This is a genomic window from Candidatus Aegiribacteria sp., assembly GCA_021108005.1.
Taxonomy (GTDB): Bacteria; Fermentibacterota; Fermentibacteria; order Fermentibacterales; family JCC-6; genus Aegiribacteria.
In genome coordinates, this window is sequence record JAIORS010000117.1 from 1 (window position 1) to 17,897 (window position 17,897).

The window sequence follows — 17,897 nt, forward strand, 5'->3', positions numbered from 1 at the left end:
ATTGATGTCGGTAGGAACGGGGTCATATTCTGATGCTTCCTCAGAAGATGAAGAGATTGCAGCATCTGTATTCTGTTGTTCGGTATCTGTGCTTGAGATGTCTTCACTGGAATCGCTCGATTCCCCGTTACTACCACAGCCGCCAGCAGCAAAGAGAGACATTGCAGCTAACAATATTAATATTTTTGTGAATTTCACACTAACCCTCCTCTAGTACTTTAAATGATTTGTTACACTGACTTTACAAACACCGGAAAACGTACTGGTTCAATGTTACAGCCATGATTCATTCCTGGCTGCATTCATACTGTTTCATATTGGCTGAGTCAATCCAAATCCGTGGTTTCCGACGCCACCTCCGGAACTTTTATGCGAGCAATTACATCCGCGAATATCGGTTCCATGGAAGGACTATATTCCTGAAATAGAGGTTGGGTAATAATTCAAGGATCCGGTTTCACTTGGGACGTACATCTTGATACCGAGTCTCCGGTGCATATTTGCAAGTGTGCCCCCGCCGAGGCAGGGGCACTTAAATTTACAAACAGAGAGTCCTCAACCGTTATGGTTGATAAATAAGGAGTTACTCCTTATCTTCTTTTTCCTCTGCGGGTGGAGCCTTTGGAGCGGCCTGGGGAGCAGGTTCGACTGGAGCTGCAGGTGCCGCTGGCGCTGCAGGGGTTGCAGGGGCTGCTTCCGGTTTTCCAACGGACGGAATATTGGCTGCTGCCTTAACGTCAGCTACCGATTTGGGCAGATCCCAGCCGCCTTCACCCTTGAAGAATAATGCTACAAATACCTGCGCGAGACCGGCAAGAAATACGAGCCAGAGGCCTATGCCGTTGTTCACACCTGCAGGTCTGCTTCTTAAAATCTTAAGCAGAGCAATCACGGCTGCTATTACGGCAGGTATCCATACTGCGGTCATTATCTTCTTCTGGAGTGCTTCCGTCTTCTCTCCGTTGAAGAAGGCAATTGCACCGCCTATCGCAAACAGGGCAAGAGTGAGCCATCCTCCGTCTTCAGTACCGCTTAAAGTAAACCCAAAAGCGCTGGCCCAGGGAAGGAATGTGCCTATCATTCCCACTACCGCGATGATGAGTATGAATTTGCGTTTCTTTTCCATTAGAATCCCCTTTCAAATAAGTTAAGTAAAGATGGGTAACCATACGAGTCTTGTCAATCATCAACCTGCGTTTTTCACCAGTTCATCAAGAAGTCTCTGGAGAACCGGATGGGGACGGGAACCGGTTGATTCTGTAAGCAGATGAACAGCTTTCCCGGCGGATTTACTGTTCCCGGTAAGTTTCCAGTGGCAATAGTAAGCTTCTCCCTTAAGTTCAGCATCGGGAGCCTTGTTCACCATCTCCAGTATCTCATCGGAAAGACCCGGATGTGTTTCAACTTTGATTGCCTTTAGATATAACCTGCAGCGAAAAACCCGTTTTCCCCGCCCCTCCCTTCCCTCTGTGAGAGAAAGCGCTTTCTCCAGGTATCCCTCCGCTTCCTTCTTACTGCCGCTCATGAAGAGAATTCTGCCCCTGTAAGCCAGCTGGCTTGAGTATAGAAGCATGTCGTCGGCTTTCAGTGAATACTTCATCGCCCTTTCAATACTTGCGATAGAGTCCGGTATTTCATTCAGCTTGAACTGAATATCGGCAATTGCTTCCCAGCCGTCGGAGAGATTCCGGATATCCCGCAGTGATTCTGCATGTTCGATCTGAGTTTGCATACAATCAAGAGCAGATTCATAATCCCCGCGGAGGGAAAAAATGTACCCCATTCTTGCATAACCGGACATGAGCCCGCTCTTGAAACCTATTGCGGACGCTGTATCGATGAGTTCCGTTGAGTATTTCAGGGCTGCTCCGAAGTCTTCCACCTCAATTGATGCATGAGCGAGATTCCCGAGGGCAGCGCATTTCGCTCTGAGATTGCCCGTTTTTTCCGAAAGGCTTACACACTTTCTGAAGCATTCCGTAGCGATTTTCCATTTGCCTGTGCGAAGGTGAATAATTCCCAGCTTGCTGGTGGCCGTACTGAGAGCAGCCCAGTTCGCGGTTTTCTCCGCCAAACCTATAAGCTTATCGTATGCCTTCTCAGCGGCATCATAATCTCTATTGTAAATATGTATCCGCATAAGGTTATCGTATCCACCAATGATGCTCTTGATGATACCGGTTTTTTCCGCAATTCTCACCTGCTCCTCGGTACATTTTTTCATCTTCTTGTAATCACCTATCTGCCTGTATGTTATAGCGGACCAGTAAAGAGACGCGCATATGAGCATGGGATTGCCCGATTCCCTGGCTACTTCAATCGATCTCTCAACAAGATGTACAGATTCAGCGATTCTTCCCGAAGAACGCACAGTCGAACCCAGCTGCCGTATAACAATAGCCTGGTTCTCAATATCGTTATACTCTTCGAAAACCTTCAGGCAGTCCCGGAGCATCTCCTCTGCCATTTTCAGCTTCCCGGATGAGCCCAGATACGCTCCAAGCCTGAGTTTTATCAACGCTTCGAGATGAGTGTCGATGGATTGAAGGTCGCGTATCCGCTCAAGAGTGCCGGATAACAGTTCTATTCCCTCGTTGAGAAGCCCTTCGTTTTTGTACACATCGGACAGCTGCAGCTCCGCACGGGTTTTTTCCGGTTCATCAAGCATCGGTATCAATTTCCTGTACAGCCTTGAAGCAGCCCTATTTTCGAAATTGACCGTGTACGCGGCTGCCGATTGTTCAATGAAAAAAGCGGCTTTCTTATTCTCCCCTCCGAACAGGTAGTGGTCGGATATTTTCTCCATTCTGGAAGGCGAAGGATACAAATCGGATTCCTTCTCAAGAATGCGGGCGGCTCTCAGGTGAAGCTCCCTGAGTTCTTCAATTGGTGACAACTCGCTTATCCAGTCACGGAAAAGAATATGCGAGAAGGAGCAGGAGTATCCATCAAGAATAAAAATGCGCTTCTCTGCGCCTGTCATCAAATCGGAATCCACAGATTCTGTCTCAAGCATTGCAGCTATATCGGACTTTCTGAAACTGCTTCCAAGAACTGATGCAGCTATTGCCGCTTTTCTTACCGAGTCAGGCATGAAAAGCATGCGGGAGATGAACATATCCCTGATTGAAACAGGTGTTTCCGCGACGGGAATCTTTAGAAGTAATTCACTGCCATTGATTTCAATCGAACCAGTTTCGCTTAGATAATCAATCGCCTGCTCGAGGAAGAGAGGAACTCCGCCGGCCCTGTCCCAGAGAAATTCAACCAGTTGTTTTTCCGGTGACCCGGCTCCGAGTTCCTCAACGAAGGATTCTATGCTGCGCTCAGGCAGTCCATCAAGAAAAATCGTATCAGTTTTAACGTAAGAAGCTATATCCGGAAAGTCAGGCTTTGCTCCGTCTTCATCAGGTCTTCCGGTTACGATAAACGCTCTGGGGAAGCCGGGAGTTCTTTCAATAATCCTTTTGCATGTGAGTATATCCTCCATGGAAAACCATTGCACGTTTTCCAGCACTAAAACTATAGGATCAAGTATAGCAAGAGCGTCGAAAAAGGTCACCAGAGCGAGGCTGATTTTCTCAGCTCTCTGGGAGGGTTCCAATCTGAACGCAATCGAATCATCATCCAGGCTAAGTCCCAGAAGGTATTCGAAGTATGGTCTGGATTCTTCCAGCTCCATCCGTATATCCTTCAGCGATCTCATTTCCAGATTCATCAGGAGCCCTTCCCAGATTCTGCTGAATGCATCAAGATTGTCTTCCGGCAGAACTACCGGATTAAGGTTGAACCAGTTTTCGAGAAAATCCGGAAAGGGGGCGGAGCCAGCGTCAGAATCACCCTCTATTAAAACAAACTCCCGCTGAGGGATTGCTTTTTTTACTTCAGTAACAAGCCTGGTCTTGCCAATACCCGGCGGAGCCCAGAAAAACAGAATCCCGTTGCAATTTTCAATCTCCAGGCTGGAGATAAAACTAACTGCCCGGGACAGCTGATGTTCCCGGCCTACCATTGCTCCGCGAAGGGGTATCGATGACATGAACGCTATCCTATAAACCGGTTGGTGATGCTTGAGAATAATCCGGTGATGGCGCGTGTATCTCCGAATATGATAGTATTACGAAGTACCGGCGTTGACTCAGAAGTAACAGATGATAGAGAAATAGTACTCGTTAACGGTAAAACGATAATTATCATTGATATTCTCATTGAATGTTCAATACAAATTCTTCCGATTTCAATACCTGTCTTTTTCTCGAACAGTACTTCTTAATCATACAATACAGGATTTTAAACAGTGATGGCAAACTTCGGAGGAATCTTCACTCTTTGAAACCGACGCGCAGATACTCAGGGTGGATAATATACCTGAGATTGATTACCTTCAGGAACAGTTCAACCAGGGAGTTTTTTCATGTGTGGAATCGCCGGAATAATCTGTCTGAATTCAAGACTGACTGAAACCGATATTGAATCAGGCAAAAAAATGACCTCCATTCTCCGCCATCGCGGGCCGGACGATCAGGGGTTTATCCATGACGAGAATTGTTTCCTGGGAAACACAAGATTAAGCATTATTGACCTGTCTCCACAGGCAAATCTTCCAATGCGTAACGAATCCGGCAGTGTCTGGCTTGCATACAACGGTGAGATCACTAATTTCAGATTGCTTCGCGAGCAGTTCCGGTTGGATGAGAAGTACATTTTCAGAACCTCTTCTGATACAGAAGTGCTGCTGCATCTTTACGAAGAACTTGGAATAGAGTGTCTTGACCACCTTTCAGGAATGTTTGCGTTCACCTTGTACGACAGAATCAGAAAAAAAGCCTTCATAGTCAGGGATTTTTATGGAACACGGCCGTTGTTCTGGCTAACAATGAACAACAGGCTATACTTCTCATCCGAGATCAAATCATTCATGCAGATCCCTGAATTCCAACCACGCGTGAATGAGGAGGCAATTTTCCATTACTTCTCTCTGGCCTACATTCCGGGAACACTGACAGCCTTCCAGGGAGTAAATGAGCTTGACGGATCACATCTTATTGAACTTGACCTTGATAATCCGTCTGATCCATCCCCCAGAGAGTACTACACTATAGGATTCAACCCGGACTACGAAATGACAATGGAAGAAGCGGAAGAGGGATTCTATCGGGCAATACTGGGAGCAGTCGACAGGAATCTTATCTCCGATGCGCCTGTAGGAACCACTCTTTCGGGAGGGCTGGACAGCAGTTCCATCCTTGGTCTTTCCCGCGAATTGGGCAAGGGTAACGAACTTCATTCCTTCTCTCTTAAAATAAACGAGAAGAGTTTTGATGAGTCTTCCTATCAAAGGGCTATGGCGAAGTATGCCGGCACTATTCACCACGAAATACCGGTTAATCCCGATGATGTGAAGAAGAACCTTGTTCGGCAGATGGCATACATGGATGAGCCAATCGGTGACGGTTCCGCAATACCTTTCCTGCTTCTATCCGCGGAAGCCCGGAAATATGTGAAGGTGCTTCTCTCCGGTGAGGGCGGTGATGAGATTTCAAACGCGTACGAAACACATATGGCCAATCACATCTCGCGTTTGTACAGAAAATTTGTTCCATCGTTCATACGTACGGTAAATCTGAAACTGGCGGGTATGCTGCCTGTATCGTTCAACAAACTGAGTCTTGAATTTCTCGCGAAACGGTTCACAAGAGGAGCCGAGCTTCCAGCCCCGGAAGCTCATCTTTACTACAGACATGTTCTTGACAGATCAGAGAAGCTTGATCTGATGAACTCGGCAGAGAACTTTCCTCACACTGACACGTTCTTCTCGGAACTGTTCAACTCACTTGATTATAGAGATGAGCTGGACAGACTATCGCAGATCGACATGAAATATTTCTTCATAGGAGACCTTATGCAGAAGAACGACAGGATGTTTATGGCCAATTCGGTGGAAGCAAGATTTCCATTCATGGACAGAAAAGCAGTTGAATTCTTCACCACGATTCCCTCGAAGTACAAGATCAGAGGACTGACAAGACGATACATTGAGAAAAGGGCTATGAAAAGAGTGCTGCCGCCGGTAATCCATCGAAGGCAGAACTTCGGCATAGAACTTCCTTATTCTATCTGGTTCGAAGATTCATTAGCTCAGCTCGGGCGTGATTATTTCACGCGGGAAAGAATTGAGCGAACAGAAATATTGAATTGCGAACATGTACGAGGTTTATGGACGGATCATCTTGCCAGAAAGCGTGATAACGGCAGAACTCTCTGGTGCATACTGAACTTCATGATCTGGTTTGAGATGTTCATATACAATTCTGATTTCAGGGACTACATGTAATTCAGAAATGTAACCGTCTTTACCAATTTTCCCTGATGAATGGGGAATTCATCGTTGAAGCAAAAATTCCGGTTTCCACACGAATCATATGAACTATGTATAAGCTGAACTTCATGCGTTCCTCGACGGGACCATGATTCATCCGATGTGCCCATCCCGGAAACCGGGAAAAGATGTTTTCTTCGGAGTAAACGGGACCCTCTTCGGAGGACACCGCATACATCGCTATTTCATGCATTTCTATCATCGGTGCTGAGATCCGCCTGGTCACTCTGATCGACCAGACCGCCGAAATAGAAAGAACGATAATAAGAACGCTGAATGTTAACAGCTTGAATACTATATTCCGATTCTTTACGTACTTATCAAATAGGTAAACTGCGCTTCCGGCCATAGCGAGTGAGATCCACAACCAGAAACCCCATAGAAATGAGTCCTGAATCCAGAAAAAAGGAAACGGAAAAATGAAAATACTGAATGAGAACGCTCCAAATCTTATTGCCCCTGGACATTTTCTGGAGAAAACGGCTGTAATGACTGCAAGAGCAGTAATTGCACAAACCGCGAACGGATTGAGATTCCAGACTGGCGGCAGAGGGAAACCCATCTGGATCAGTATGGACTGAAGTCGGAAATAATTCAATCCTAAATTGAGCCCGTCAGAGTCTATGGCAATACTGAAGTCAGCAATGCTCCGCAACACGACAAACATAACAATCAGGAAGAGAAGACCTGACCATAGCATACGATCGGATTTGACTGTTTCCTTTATTGAGCGTTTTTTTACCAGGATACTCCAGGCAGGAAGAAGCAGACAGTAAAAGATACCCGTGTCTTTTGAGAGTGTAGACAGAATTACAAAAAGCAGGGTAAGTGTGAAAAGAAGTTTCCGGTGTTCATTTTTTATGAAAGACATATCGTAAGTGAAGAGCGCCGCAATGGTAAACAGTGTAACCAGGCGATCGTTTCTTCCATATATCTTTAACAGAGACATGCATTGCGAAGGATGAACTGTCCAAAGGCAGACAGCGATGGCGGCGGTGAGAAAGCCGAATTGTCGTTTCAGCAGGAAAAATGCCAGGCAATAGCACACCCATGAAAGGAGGAGGTCTGTCACATGATACATTCGCGCGTCAGTATCCCAGAGTACATAATCAGACAGGATGGAAAGGCAGTAGATCGGTCTGAATATATCCCACTGTACCGATTCGGTAACTGCCCATGGAATGTTGTCATTCCCTTGAAACTGGAACGGAATAATGAAACGACCGATGGTTTCCGTATCGAAAGGGGTCCTGAGAACGTCAGGTATAATAGTAGTTACAAAGAGCGGATAAAACATGAGAACGAGTAATATTAAAAATATATGGCGCTTAATCACTTAATTCCCTGTTTCGGTTCTGCTTCGTGTCAAGCAGCTCTTTTGTGCTCCTGAAACCCAGCCCCAGGTAATGAAGGGCCATCACCGACAGCAGGAGTGAATACACATTCATAAAGCCATGGTCAAGTACGGCTATAGTAAATGCGGTGCTTTCCGAGACACCGAATCCGGTGAGAAGCATAACCATCATCCCTTCGTAGATTCCCAGACCATTTGGTGTTAATGGAAGGATCTTCGTTACAGTTGATAGCAGCATAACGAACGAAGTCCCGGCGAAGGAGAGCTTTACCCCGAAAACAAGAAGGAAGATGAAGAGGGTGAGAATATCAAATATCCAGACCAGCATCGATACGAGCAGAACCGTGAAGAGTCGTTCCGGGTTTTTCCTCATCTGCTCGGCAAGCTCGGTGACGGAGCTCCTTAGTTTTTTCAGCGGTCCTATCAGCATTTTCCGGAAGATGGAAGGATGGAAAACAAACAGCCAGCCGGTAAGAGCGAGAAGAAGCATCAGGACTGACATCGTAACGATATAGGAGAGATAGTTCGCTGCGATTGATCCGGAGACAAAAATAACACTGAACAGAGTCAGGAGTATCACGGCCGCAAGATCCATGGCTCTTACCAGGAAAGCCGCGAAGGTTCCTGAAGTGTAGTTCAGCATTTTCTTTTTGTGCAAGTAAATGACTTTTATAGAATCTCCGAGTTTTGCGGGAATAATCATATTCGCCATATCAGCCACCAGCTCAATTCCAAGAGCTTCGAATAAACCTGTTTTAACTTTCAGCAGGGAGAGTATCATTCTGAAACGGATGCCGCGAAGCAGCCATGATATTGAATAAACTATGACGAGAGGAATAAGCACTATCGGCTTGACTTCCTGAAGGTTCTGCACGAAATGCTCAAATCCCGTTTTTGAGGCAATGAGGATAAGAATTGCCATTCCTGCAAGGGCAGAAAAGACATGCATTACGATTTTTCTTCTGCTGCTGTTCGAGTTTGAATGCATACTATCTATTCAGCGGGTGTTTGTTCACGTATATTTCTATGATCTCATTTGTATTTTTTGTCAATACGGTCATCATCTCAATTCAATTGAGTAATATAAATAAACCAAAAAGCAATCACTCAAAAGAGAGATGATGATTGCCAGGGGTAAATTGACACAATCCGGTGGCAATGTCCAGAGGGCTGTTATGAATCCTTACGGGTGATTATGTTTTTGTACTGTAAATCAAACAGTCTGGAGAAGGATGTTAAAAATCAGTGTAATCGTTCCCGCCTTTAACGAGGCTCAATCTGTAAAACAGACGATTCTCGGTATTCAGCGAATACTCGGCAGTTCGGATTTATCAGGAGAGATACTCCTGATCGATGACGGTTCCACCGATGAAACAGCCGAACTGGCGGGAAAGACCGGCGCGAAGGTTCTTAGGCATCAGAACAATCTGGGATATGGTGCTTCGCTTAAAACGGGTATCAGGAACGCCAGCTACGATACCATTGTAATAACCGATGCTGACAGTACATACCCGATTGATATGATACCCGAACTTCTGAATCGCATGGAGAAAACCGATGCGGATATGGTTGTCGGCGCGAGAACCGGTGATAAGGTAAATGTGCCGCTTACCCGAAAACCATTCAAGTGGGTTGTTCGCCGTCTGGCCCAGTACATCGTCAAAAGACCTATCCCGGACTTGAACTCCGGGCTGAGGGTGTTTCGAAAAGATCTGGCTCTCCGCTATTACAACATATACCCGAACGGCTTCTCATTCACTTCGACAATTACAGTTGCTTCAATGTGTGATAATTTCATAGTGGAGTATGTACCGATCAATTATCATCAACGTGAAGGCAAATCCAAGATCGTCCCGGCAGATTTTTTTTCGTTCGTTATGCTTGTTCTGCGCTTATCAGTTCTTTTCAGACCTCTCAGAGTGTTTATTCCAGTATCGATTTTCTGTTTTTCAGTTGGCTTCCTGAAGCTTATTCATGATGTTATTATGACTATCGGCATTTCCCGCGATACAGGGGCGAGCCTGCTGGTTCTCCCGGTTGTCTCATCCACAGCAGTAACTTTCCTTCTCGCGTCTCTGCAGATCCTGCTTGTTGGAATGGTTGCTGAAGCTCTTTCAAAGCGCAGCTTCAGAGCTGAATTCATTCACGAAAAAAAAGACTGATATATGTGTGGCTTTGCAGGGGGATTGCTCTTCAATTCCCAGATGTTCCATAATGCTGAGCTCCTTTCAAGAATGGGAACCGTTCTGGCTCACAGGGGACCGGATGACAAAGGACAGATGATTCAAGGTCCCTGCGGACTCGTTCATCGAAGGTTGAGCATCATAGATCTGAGCAGATCAGGTCATCAGCCCATGAGCAATGAGGATGAAAGCATCTGGATTGTCTATAACGGCGAGGTATACAACTTCCTGGAACTCCGAAAACAATACAATCTCGACGCTGAAGGGCACATTTTCCGATCCAGAACTGATACAGAGGTTCTTATACACCTTTACGAAACAATGGGAGATTGTTTTCTTGATGTTCTGAATGGCATGTATTCAATTGCCCTGTGGGACGGAAGGAAGAGGAAACTCCTTCTTGCCAGGGATCCCTTCGGAATAAAACCCCTGTTTTACACCACAACAAAAGAAGGTTTCTGGTTCGCTTCCGAGATAAAGGCGCTTCTTGAAGTAAACGGAGTGGAAAGGGAGCCTTCTCTGCAGGCCCTGCATCATTTCCTTTCCTTCGATTATGTGCCCGGTTCTCTAACTCCGTTCGAGAACATTTACGAACTGCTGCCCGGTAGAGCCATGTGGATTGACTGGGAAACGAAAGTAAGGTCCGAGTGGCGGTTTTTCGACTTTAATTACACAGAGGACGAATCGATATCCTCCGAATTTGCCTGCGCCCACAGCAGAGAACTGCTTCAGAAGGCTGTAGAGCGTACCCTTATCTCAGATGTTCCGGTAGGTGTGATGCTTTCGGGAGGAATGGATTCCAGCGCCCTTACAGCCCTGATGGCCCGTGCAAAGGGAAGCAGTGACTTTCATACTTTCTCCCTGGGCTTTGAAGACAGCAGCTTTGATGAATCGGATTATGCGGAGATCGTGGCGAAAGTTGTTGGTACAAAACATCACAGAATAGAAGTAACACCCGAAAAAGTTGCTGATCTCCTTCCCCGGTACCTTGCCCACATAGACGAACCTTACGGAGACGGTTCAGCTATCCCCACATGGCTTCTGGCGGAAAAAGCTTCGGACCTTGTCACGGTGCTTCTGTCCGGTGAGGGAGGCGACGAGGTATATTCAGGTTACGATACCCATGCTGCCTGCAAAGCCAGGAAACTCTATAGAAAAACCGTGCCGCGTTTCATAAGGCAGAAAGTTATCAGATATCTGGCTGAAAGACTTCCCGTATCCCACAGGAAACTGAGTTTTGAATTCAAGGCGAAAAGATTCACAGAGGGTACCGAACTGGATACTCCAGGCTCACACTATTTCTGGCGGGTTGTTCTATCGGCTGATGCCAAGCGGAAAGTGCTGAGCAATCCTGATCGTTTCGATGAATTCCCGGACTCTTCACAGTTCTTCAGGGATATATATACTGGTTGTAATGCTGAATCCGACCTGAACAGACTGCTTTGTATCGATGCTTCCTGTCACCTTCCCCATGATCTTATGGTAAAGAACGACAGAATGACAATGGCCCACTCCATAGAGGCAAGAGTTCCCTTCACCGATGTGGAACTGTTCCGTTTTCTCTCCAGCGTACCTGTCAAGTACAAGTTTCCTGGAATGAACAGGAAATATCTGCTGAGAAATTCCATGAAGGATCTTCTTCCCGCCTCCATCATCAAAAAGAAAAAAGTCGGCCTGGAGATGCCCTATTCCAGGTGGCTGCGGAAAGAACTGAAAGATATAGCTCTGGACTATCTCTGTCCTTCCAGACTTTCCTCTACCGGGCTTTTCAATGCAATGGGAGTTGAGAAACTCTGGCAACAGCACGACAGGGGGGAAATGGACCATGGCAGAGCCCTCTGGGGGATACTGAATTACATGATGTGGCATGAAATGTACATCTCCACCACGAATTACAAATCCTACATCAATCCGGGAGTTGCACGCCTGTGAAATATAAAATTGCTGTTCTCGGAGCAGGCCCGGCGGGATTGTGGACAGCTCTTTCGCTTCTGGAGAAATTCAATGATCTTGAGATAACGGTTATCGAGAAAGAAAACTGCCCCGGGGGGATCACGGCGAGTTTTCAGTACAAAGGAATGATCTTTGACTACGGAAGTCACAGACTCCATCCCGCAGCTGATCCCCGGCTGTTGAATAAAATTCGCAAGATGCTCGGGAGCGATCTTCTAGAAAGACCCCGCAACGGGAGAATATGGCTCGAAGGAAGGTTCATCGCCTTTCCATTGAATCCCGTCAATCTCCTGTTCAATCTTCCCTTTTCTTTTTCATCCGGTGTAATGCTCGATTCTCTGGTATCCTCTTTCAGGCGTAAAAAAGAAGGTATTTCATTTGAAGATACCCTCCTCTCCGGGCTTGGGAAAACCATCAGCAGCAGATTCTATTTCCCCTATGCAAGAAAACTCTGGGGGCTTCCCCCCTCAAAACTTTCTCCCGTACAGGCCAGAAAGCGGATCGCGTCCGGAAGTATCGGAAAGATGATTGGAAAAGCGCTCTCTTCCATCTCGGGATCTTCGCGAAAGACAGGCATCTTCTACTATCCCAGGCAGGGTTTCGGTCAGATAGCTCAGGTAACGGCCGCGACCGTAGAGAAACTTGGAGCAAATATCATATTCAACGCAGAAGTTGTCTCAATTATTCCCCCTGCAGAAGAACAGATGGGGACTGTTGTTATTTCCGATGGTAGAAAGATAAACACGGATTTTATCTTCTCAACCATTCCCGTTACCGAATTTGCGGGACTGCTTGATCCTGCGGTACCCCGCCTGGTTTCCGACGCAGCGAAAAAACTGTCCTTCAGATCCATGATCTTCTGCATACTGCAACTGCCCATTTCGCAATACACACCGTTTGACGCGCACTACTTCCCAGGTCCTGAAACATGTTTTTCAAGGCTTTCCGAACCAAAGAACTACAGCCTGGCGAATACTCCCTCTGATCGCACCGGCCTATGTTTTGAGATACCCTGCGGCGATGAAGATGAATTATGGGAACTGAGCAATGAAGAAATTCTCAGGATGGTCCTTGATGACCTGAAGAAAACAGATCTTCCCGTACCGGAAGTGAAGGATTTTACCGTTCGCAGGAAGAAGAATGTATACCCGGTTTATGACCAAAGCTTTTCAAGTCATCTCGACATCATCGAACGGCATCTGAGAACCTTCAGCCGAATGGTATCTCTTGGAAGACAGGGACTGTTCGTGCATGACAATACCCATCATACAATCGATATGGGAATTGCCGCCGTGGACTGCCTCTCCCCGGCTCTGAAATGGGACGCCGACAGATGGGCTCTTCACAGAGAAAAATTCAACAGTCATATTGTTGTTGACTGATTTGTACCCGGCATCATAGACCTACTCCCGCGCCCGGGTAGTAGATACTGATCAACGTCAAGCCATATTGTCTGCCGTATTACCTCACTGAATAATACTATCACCGACAGTTAAAATTCCCTGATTTCTGAAATTGAATTAGGCTATCCGGACTTCTATAGAAAGGAGGTGAAGGACTAGGAATAAATGTTGACCGGTAATAGTTCCGGTGGTATTTTTGTTCAAATGAAAAACTGAGAAAACGGGAACTGAGAAGTCATATTTGGCGCTGATTCTGATATTACGAGAAATCCAGTTTCCTTATGTTTTACTATCGGATATAAAAAGTGTTTTAAGGCTTGAAGTTAAAAATAGAAAAGGGGAATATAATGAAGATTACTGCTTTTGTATTAGTTATACTAAATATCAGTATATTATTTGCATCAACCTACTACGTTTCAACGACTGGCAATAATTCAAATGATGGCTCAATTAATTATCCATGGGCTACACCTGGATACGGTTCAAAGCATATCTCAGGAGGAGACAGTTTAATAGTATTGTCTGGTGATTACATTATGAATTTGTTTTACGTAGATATGATCACCCCTCCCTCCGGATCAAGTGGATCTCCAACAGTCATAATAGGGCAAGGTGTAACTAAACCTAAAATGCTTGGAGCAGGATCATTGTTTTCATGTATCCAATTAGAGGATTCCACATCGTTTGTAGAGATAATAAATCTGGAATTGACGAGTTTAATAGATACTCCATATACAGGAGGTTCCAGAGGAGGTTTTCAAGGCAATTCCTTTATCAATAATATACTATTGGAAGACTTGGAAATTCACAGAACTGAAATGATGGGGATTGATCTGGGTGGTGATGCGGAAAACATAATTATTAACAGATGCAATATTCATCATACAGCTTATACATGTATCGGCGGGCCAGCAGCTATTGGTGATGGCTGGGTAAATGTTCAGATTGACAGTTGCTATCTGGGTTATGCCGGTCATTTTTACCAGGGAGAAGATACTCTTTCTATATGGGATAGACCTGATGGTGTTGGCTTTGAAGAATCTGAAGGACCGATTGAAATAAGATATACATTTGTTGAACATACTAATGGTGATGGATTGGATTCTAAATCGAGAAGAACTCATATTCATCATTGCATTGTTTCAAATTGTTATGCCGATGGAATTAAACTATGGGGAGACAGTAGTATTGTTGAAAATACTCTGGTTTATGGGATAGGTGATAATAACAATCTTTCTACTCCCTGGTGTGCTTTGGTTATCGATACATATGATGTTAATGCCTACTTTAAAGTTACTAACTGTACTTTCTGGGATTCGCCTGAAAGACCTTCCCATTATTTAGCAACCATTCAATATGATTGTCCTACTACACCAATTACATTGACTATGAGGAATAATATATTTTGTGGTAATAAGAGAGTTTATTGCCAGCCAATAGCTAATATTATCGCAAACAATAATATATTCTATGTAATTGATGAAAGTATTCAGATTACAGCGAATGGACAGGATTATGATAGTTTGAATATTGGGAACCTTGGATCAGATAATACGTATGGGGATCCTGAATTTGTTTTCATACCACCATGGGGACAAGATGGCGATTTTCACTTAGATCAATATTCATCGGGTGTTGATACAGGTATTGATACGGGTTTATTGGATGATCTTGATTATTTCGCGAGACCATACAATGGCGTATATGATATCGGCTGTTATGAATGGCATCCATCTACAGGTGTTAGTGAAAGAAATGGAAATTCTTCAACTGCTGCGGAAAAGACGATGTACATTTCTCCTAATCCAGCCGGAGCTACAGTCAGAATAGAGATGAACGGCGACTCTGTTCCATCTGAAATCGCCATCTATGATATTCTGGGAAGGCTTATACTAAAAATTGCATCGCAGAATCAGCAATTAAACTCTTTTCTGTGGAACACGGATGGCTGTAATCCCGGAGTCTACTTCGCAGTGGCCAATAACAACGAATCAGTTATTTCATCAGGAAGGATAGTTCTTCTGGAGCGGTAACTTCTTCAAAAATGCTGCTGCCTCTACCAGGATGAGAACCGCAGCAATGGGGTCAAATCTTTCCTCTTGACATTTGAATCAACTGATCACTTAATTTTTCAAATCTTTTTTTCAATTGTGGTTCATTCTCCAGCTTGATATGCAATCTCTTCCTGGCCTGACTAACTGAACTATAGTCAATCCCTCCCAGCAGCCTCCCGATTTCAGGTTGGGTTATCCGACAGAAACGGTACAGCAATTCCATCAGCATCGATCTTTCCAAAGATCTTTTCCCACGCTGGCATATATCATCCCTGCTCTTATTGATCAGTTTTGTAAAACGATTGATCAACTCTTCTGGCTTGAGTTCTTTTCTTAATTCCTTCAGGGCGGGTTGCTCCCTTTCGGATGCTTTCATATTCAGAAATCTTTCTTTAATCGATTGAACGAAGTCAGCTCCTCCAACAATCCCAATCCCTTTACCTGATTCCAGTGGATTTTCTGTATCCTGATCAATACCCGATTCTACGAATTTTTGGTACTCCTGCCTGCCCTTGCGGTTATCTCCACCAATATAGTCCAGAACATTGCTGTAATTTACAAAATCCCTTCTTTTCAGCACCGATAAATATCCCGAGAAACTACTGGCTTCGTAATTGAGGAGTATTCCACGTTTTTCATCGATTGATTTTTCAGCATAAGCTTTAATCCGAATCGGATTCAAATGAATGTATCGGGATACAGATAGAAGATAATTATCAGAATCGATCAGAAAAGCCTTGTATCTTCCCTGATAAAGATGCCCCACCCGGTCATGTCTTCTATTGAAAGAAGAGGTATAGGAAATATTAAAATGACGCATAAATTCAGACAGGTTTCCATCCGGAGTGGTTACCAGTAAATGGAAATGGTTCGGCATACATACATATGTCAGAAGAGATACATTATAGATCTCCAGGGAGAGCGAAAGTTTTTCAAGAAGAGCCTTTTGATCCTGTGCATCTGCAAATATCAGCTTTCTTTCGTTCCCACGGCAGGTGACATGATAATAGGCACCCGGATACTGGATTCTTAAAGATCTAACCATGTTTCAATATTCGTAAAATGGTACTATTTGTCAAGAGTAAAGATTTGACCCCTATTGTCATTGACCCCTATTGTCAAGAGTAAAGATTTGACCCCTATTCTTCTGTCATTCCTTTTCGAAGGGTTTTGCTTCGTCCACCAGCATTATGGGAATATCATCCCTGACCTCGTAGGCGAGATTGCAGGAATGGCAGATGAGCACCTCCTCCGGCTCGGTTCTGTATTCCAGATCTCCCTTACATTTCGGACAGGCGAGAATATCCAGCAGTTTTTTATCAAGCATAGTACACTCCTAAATTACAAAAACACCCTTGTCAATTATCTTCTCCTCGGAACCGTCTTCTCCGATACCGAAAACCGAAACTTCTTCCGAACCGATCATGAAATCCGTATGAACAAGTGATGAATTGCACCTGGTCGCTGAAAGCTCATCATCGGTCATTTCAGTGCCTTTTACGATACAGTCGGCATAGCCGTTTCCAAGCGCTATATGGCATGCGGCGTTCTCATCGAAGAGAATGCTGTAGAATATCTTTCCACTCCTGTATATTGGCGAATTGGTATCCACCAGAGCAACCTCTCCAAGAGCGGAGGCGCCATCGTCAAAATTCAGGTACTGCTCCAGTATTCCCTTGTTGGTATCGGCACCGAATTCCACAACACGTCCACCACTGAACCTGAACCAGGCCCCGCTGACCTGAGTTCCAAATACTTCCACGGGACGGGTAGCCTTCACGGTACCTTCGGTTCTTGTATGATCGGGTGTACTGAATATTTCTTCTGTGGGGATGTTAGGGAAGAAGACCACACCATTTTTATTTACGCATCTGCCTCCAGTGAAAACCCTGTTCGGGGCCATTCCTACGTAAAGGTCAGTATCCGGTCCTGTGAAATGAATTTTATCGTACCCGGCCCTGTTCATATATGCGCTTCTTCGCTTGAGTTCAGCGTCATGCTCAAGCCAGGCTTCAGCCGGATCATCACTGTTCATCCGTAGAATCGGAATAAGCACTTCCCATATTCTTTCTTCCCAGTTCTCACTACTCCCCAGCACCTTGGTAGCCCAGGCTTCGGTAGGATAAAGACAAACGTTCCAGGCGATCCTGTTAGCTGAAATACCCTGCAGGAACTTGCGCCTGGCCTTTGAAATCGCCTTGTTGACTATTCCTACTCTTGCAGAATCCGCTCCCTCCATAATATCCGGGAATTCCGGTCCCCTGAGAGATATGCTGCTCCAGCCTTCGTTAAGGTAACAGTCGTACATATTCTCAAGGTAGGACGGTAAGAAATCAAGATAATCATCCTCAAGTGCCTTATCAATTCTGAGCCTGCCAAGCTCCGTATCGGAGAATTCTACGGATACGAGAGAAGCTCCCCTTTTATATGCAGCTTCCGAAAGAGCCTTCGCAAACTGTCGCTGCCCGACTTCGGTTCTTATAAGAAGGGGTTTTCCCTCCTTAAGATTGATCGCGGTGTTAACAATAATACCAGCATATTTCTTTCTTAGCTTATCAAAATCCATTTCAG

13 protein-coding genes are annotated in these 17,897 nt (G+C 45.1%); 5 read left to right on the forward strand and 8 right to left on the reverse strand.

Annotation, left to right across the window (positions count from 1 at the left end; all coding sequences use genetic code 11):
- From K8S15_07215 to K8S15_07225, 3 genes are all read right to left on the reverse strand, one after another.
- A partial coding sequence (locus tag K8S15_07215) for a hypothetical protein (protein ID MCD4775826.1) occupies nucleotides 1–198 on the reverse strand: 198 nt, incomplete at its 3' end.
- 385 nt (nucleotides 199–583) lie between these two features.
- Nucleotides 584–1,126 (reverse strand): hypothetical protein, encoded by a 543-nt coding sequence (locus K8S15_07220; GenBank protein MCD4775827.1) that lies wholly within the window; start codon nucleotides 1,124–1,126, stop codon nucleotides 584–586.
- 60 nt (nucleotides 1,127–1,186) lie between these two features.
- Nucleotides 1,187–4,039 carry an AAA family ATPase gene (locus tag K8S15_07225; protein ID MCD4775828.1) on the reverse strand — a complete coding sequence of 951 codons (2,853 nt, stop codon included), beginning with the start codon at nucleotides 4,037–4,039 and terminating at the stop codon, nucleotides 1,187–1,189.
- A 375-nt stretch (nucleotides 4,040–4,414) separates the two neighbouring features.
- Between K8S15_07225 and asnB (K8S15_07230) the strand changes: the two genes are divergently transcribed.
- Nucleotides 4,415–6,334 (forward strand): asparagine synthase (glutamine-hydrolyzing), encoded by a 1,920-nt coding sequence (gene asnB, locus K8S15_07230; GenBank protein ID MCD4775829.1) that lies wholly within the window; start codon nucleotides 4,415–4,417, stop codon nucleotides 6,332–6,334.
- A gap of 19 nt (nucleotides 6,335–6,353) precedes the next feature.
- Here the strand turns inward: asnB (K8S15_07230) and K8S15_07235 are convergent, their stop codons facing one another.
- Both K8S15_07235 and K8S15_07240 read right to left on the reverse strand, forming a co-directional pair.
- Nucleotides 6,354–7,715: a hypothetical protein gene (locus K8S15_07235; GenBank protein MCD4775830.1), complete on the reverse strand. Its 1,362-nt coding sequence runs from the start codon at nucleotides 7,713–7,715 to the stop codon at nucleotides 6,354–6,356.
- Nucleotides 7,708–8,721, reverse strand: coding sequence for a flippase-like domain-containing protein (locus K8S15_07240; protein ID MCD4775831.1), 1,014 nt, complete (start codon nucleotides 8,719–8,721; stop codon nucleotides 7,708–7,710). The genes K8S15_07235 and K8S15_07240 overlap by 8 nt, the downstream gene beginning before the upstream one ends.
- A 244-nt stretch (nucleotides 8,722–8,965) precedes the next feature.
- Between K8S15_07240 and K8S15_07245 the strand changes: the two genes are divergently transcribed.
- The 4 genes from K8S15_07245 to K8S15_07260 all read left to right on the forward strand — a co-directional run bounded on the left by K8S15_07245 (nucleotide 8,966) and on the right by K8S15_07260 (nucleotide 15,305).
- Nucleotides 8,966–9,895 (forward strand): glycosyltransferase family 2 protein, encoded by a 930-nt coding sequence (locus tag K8S15_07245; protein ID MCD4775832.1) that lies wholly within the window; start codon nucleotides 8,966–8,968, stop codon nucleotides 9,893–9,895.
- 24 nt (nucleotides 9,896–9,919) lie between these two features.
- A complete protein-coding gene (gene asnB, locus K8S15_07250; GenBank protein MCD4775833.1) occupies nucleotides 9,920–11,848 on the forward strand; it encodes an asparagine synthase (glutamine-hydrolyzing) in 1,929 nt (642 codons plus the stop codon).
- A complete protein-coding gene (locus K8S15_07255; protein MCD4775834.1) occupies nucleotides 11,845–13,251 on the forward strand; it encodes an FAD-dependent oxidoreductase in 1,407 nt (468 codons plus the stop codon). Before asnB (K8S15_07250) ends, K8S15_07255 begins: the two co-directional genes overlap by 4 nt.
- A 368-nt stretch (nucleotides 13,252–13,619) precedes the next feature.
- Entirely contained in the window at nucleotides 13,620–15,305 is a 1,686-nt protein-coding gene (locus tag K8S15_07260) for a T9SS type A sorting domain-containing protein (GenBank protein ID MCD4775835.1), read from the forward strand.
- Between the two features lie 52 nt (nucleotides 15,306–15,357).
- Here the strand turns inward: K8S15_07260 and K8S15_07265 are convergent, their stop codons facing one another.
- The 3 genes from K8S15_07265 to K8S15_07275 all read right to left on the reverse strand — a co-directional run bounded on the left by K8S15_07265 (nucleotide 15,358) and on the right by K8S15_07275 (nucleotide 17,892).
- The gene (locus tag K8S15_07265) at nucleotides 15,358–16,371 is read right to left on the reverse strand and encodes a transposase (GenBank protein ID MCD4775836.1); all 1,014 of its coding nucleotides are present in this window, start codon (nucleotides 16,369–16,371) and stop codon (nucleotides 15,358–15,360) included.
- Between the two features lie 105 nt (nucleotides 16,372–16,476).
- Nucleotides 16,477–16,653, reverse strand: coding sequence for a Trm112 family protein (locus K8S15_07270; protein ID MCD4775837.1), 177 nt, complete (start codon nucleotides 16,651–16,653; stop codon nucleotides 16,477–16,479).
- 9 nt (nucleotides 16,654–16,662) lie between these two features.
- Complete coding sequence (locus K8S15_07275) at nucleotides 16,663–17,892, reverse strand: aminopeptidase (protein ID MCD4775838.1); 1,230 nt, start codon at nucleotides 17,890–17,892, stop codon at nucleotides 16,663–16,665.
- Nucleotides 17,893–17,897 lie beyond the last annotated feature (5 nt).

What these genes read in the sequence shown, in the direction of transcription:
- K8S15_07225 (MCD4775828.1), bottom strand. Translation starts at nt 4,039, where the DNA reads ATGTCATCGATACCCCTTCGCGGAGCAATGGTAGGCCGGGAACATCAG.
- K8S15_07260 (MCD4775835.1), top strand. Translation starts at nt 13,620, where the DNA reads ATGAAGATTACTGCTTTTGTATTAGTTATACTAAATATCAGTATATTA.
- K8S15_07220 (MCD4775827.1), bottom strand. Translation starts at nt 1,126, where the DNA reads ATGGAAAAGAAACGCAAATTCATACTCATCATCGCGGTAGTGGGAATG.
- asnB (MCD4775829.1), top strand. Translation starts at nt 4,415, where the DNA reads ATGTGTGGAATCGCCGGAATAATCTGTCTGAATTCAAGACTGACTGAA.
- K8S15_07265 (MCD4775836.1), bottom strand. Translation starts at nt 16,371, where the DNA reads ATGGTTAGATCTTTAAGAATCCAGTATCCGGGTGCCTATTATCATGTC.
- K8S15_07275 (MCD4775838.1), bottom strand. Translation starts at nt 17,892, where the DNA reads ATGGATTTTGATAAGCTAAGAAAGAAATATGCTGGTATTATTGTTAAC.
- K8S15_07270 (MCD4775837.1), bottom strand. Translation starts at nt 16,653, where the DNA reads ATGCTTGATAAAAAACTGCTGGATATTCTCGCCTGTCCGAAATGTAAG.
- K8S15_07245 (MCD4775832.1), top strand. Translation starts at nt 8,966, where the DNA reads ATGTTAAAAATCAGTGTAATCGTTCCCGCCTTTAACGAGGCTCAATCT.
- K8S15_07240 (MCD4775831.1), bottom strand. Translation starts at nt 8,721, where the DNA reads ATGCATTCAAACTCGAACAGCAGCAGAAGAAAAATCGTAATGCATGTC.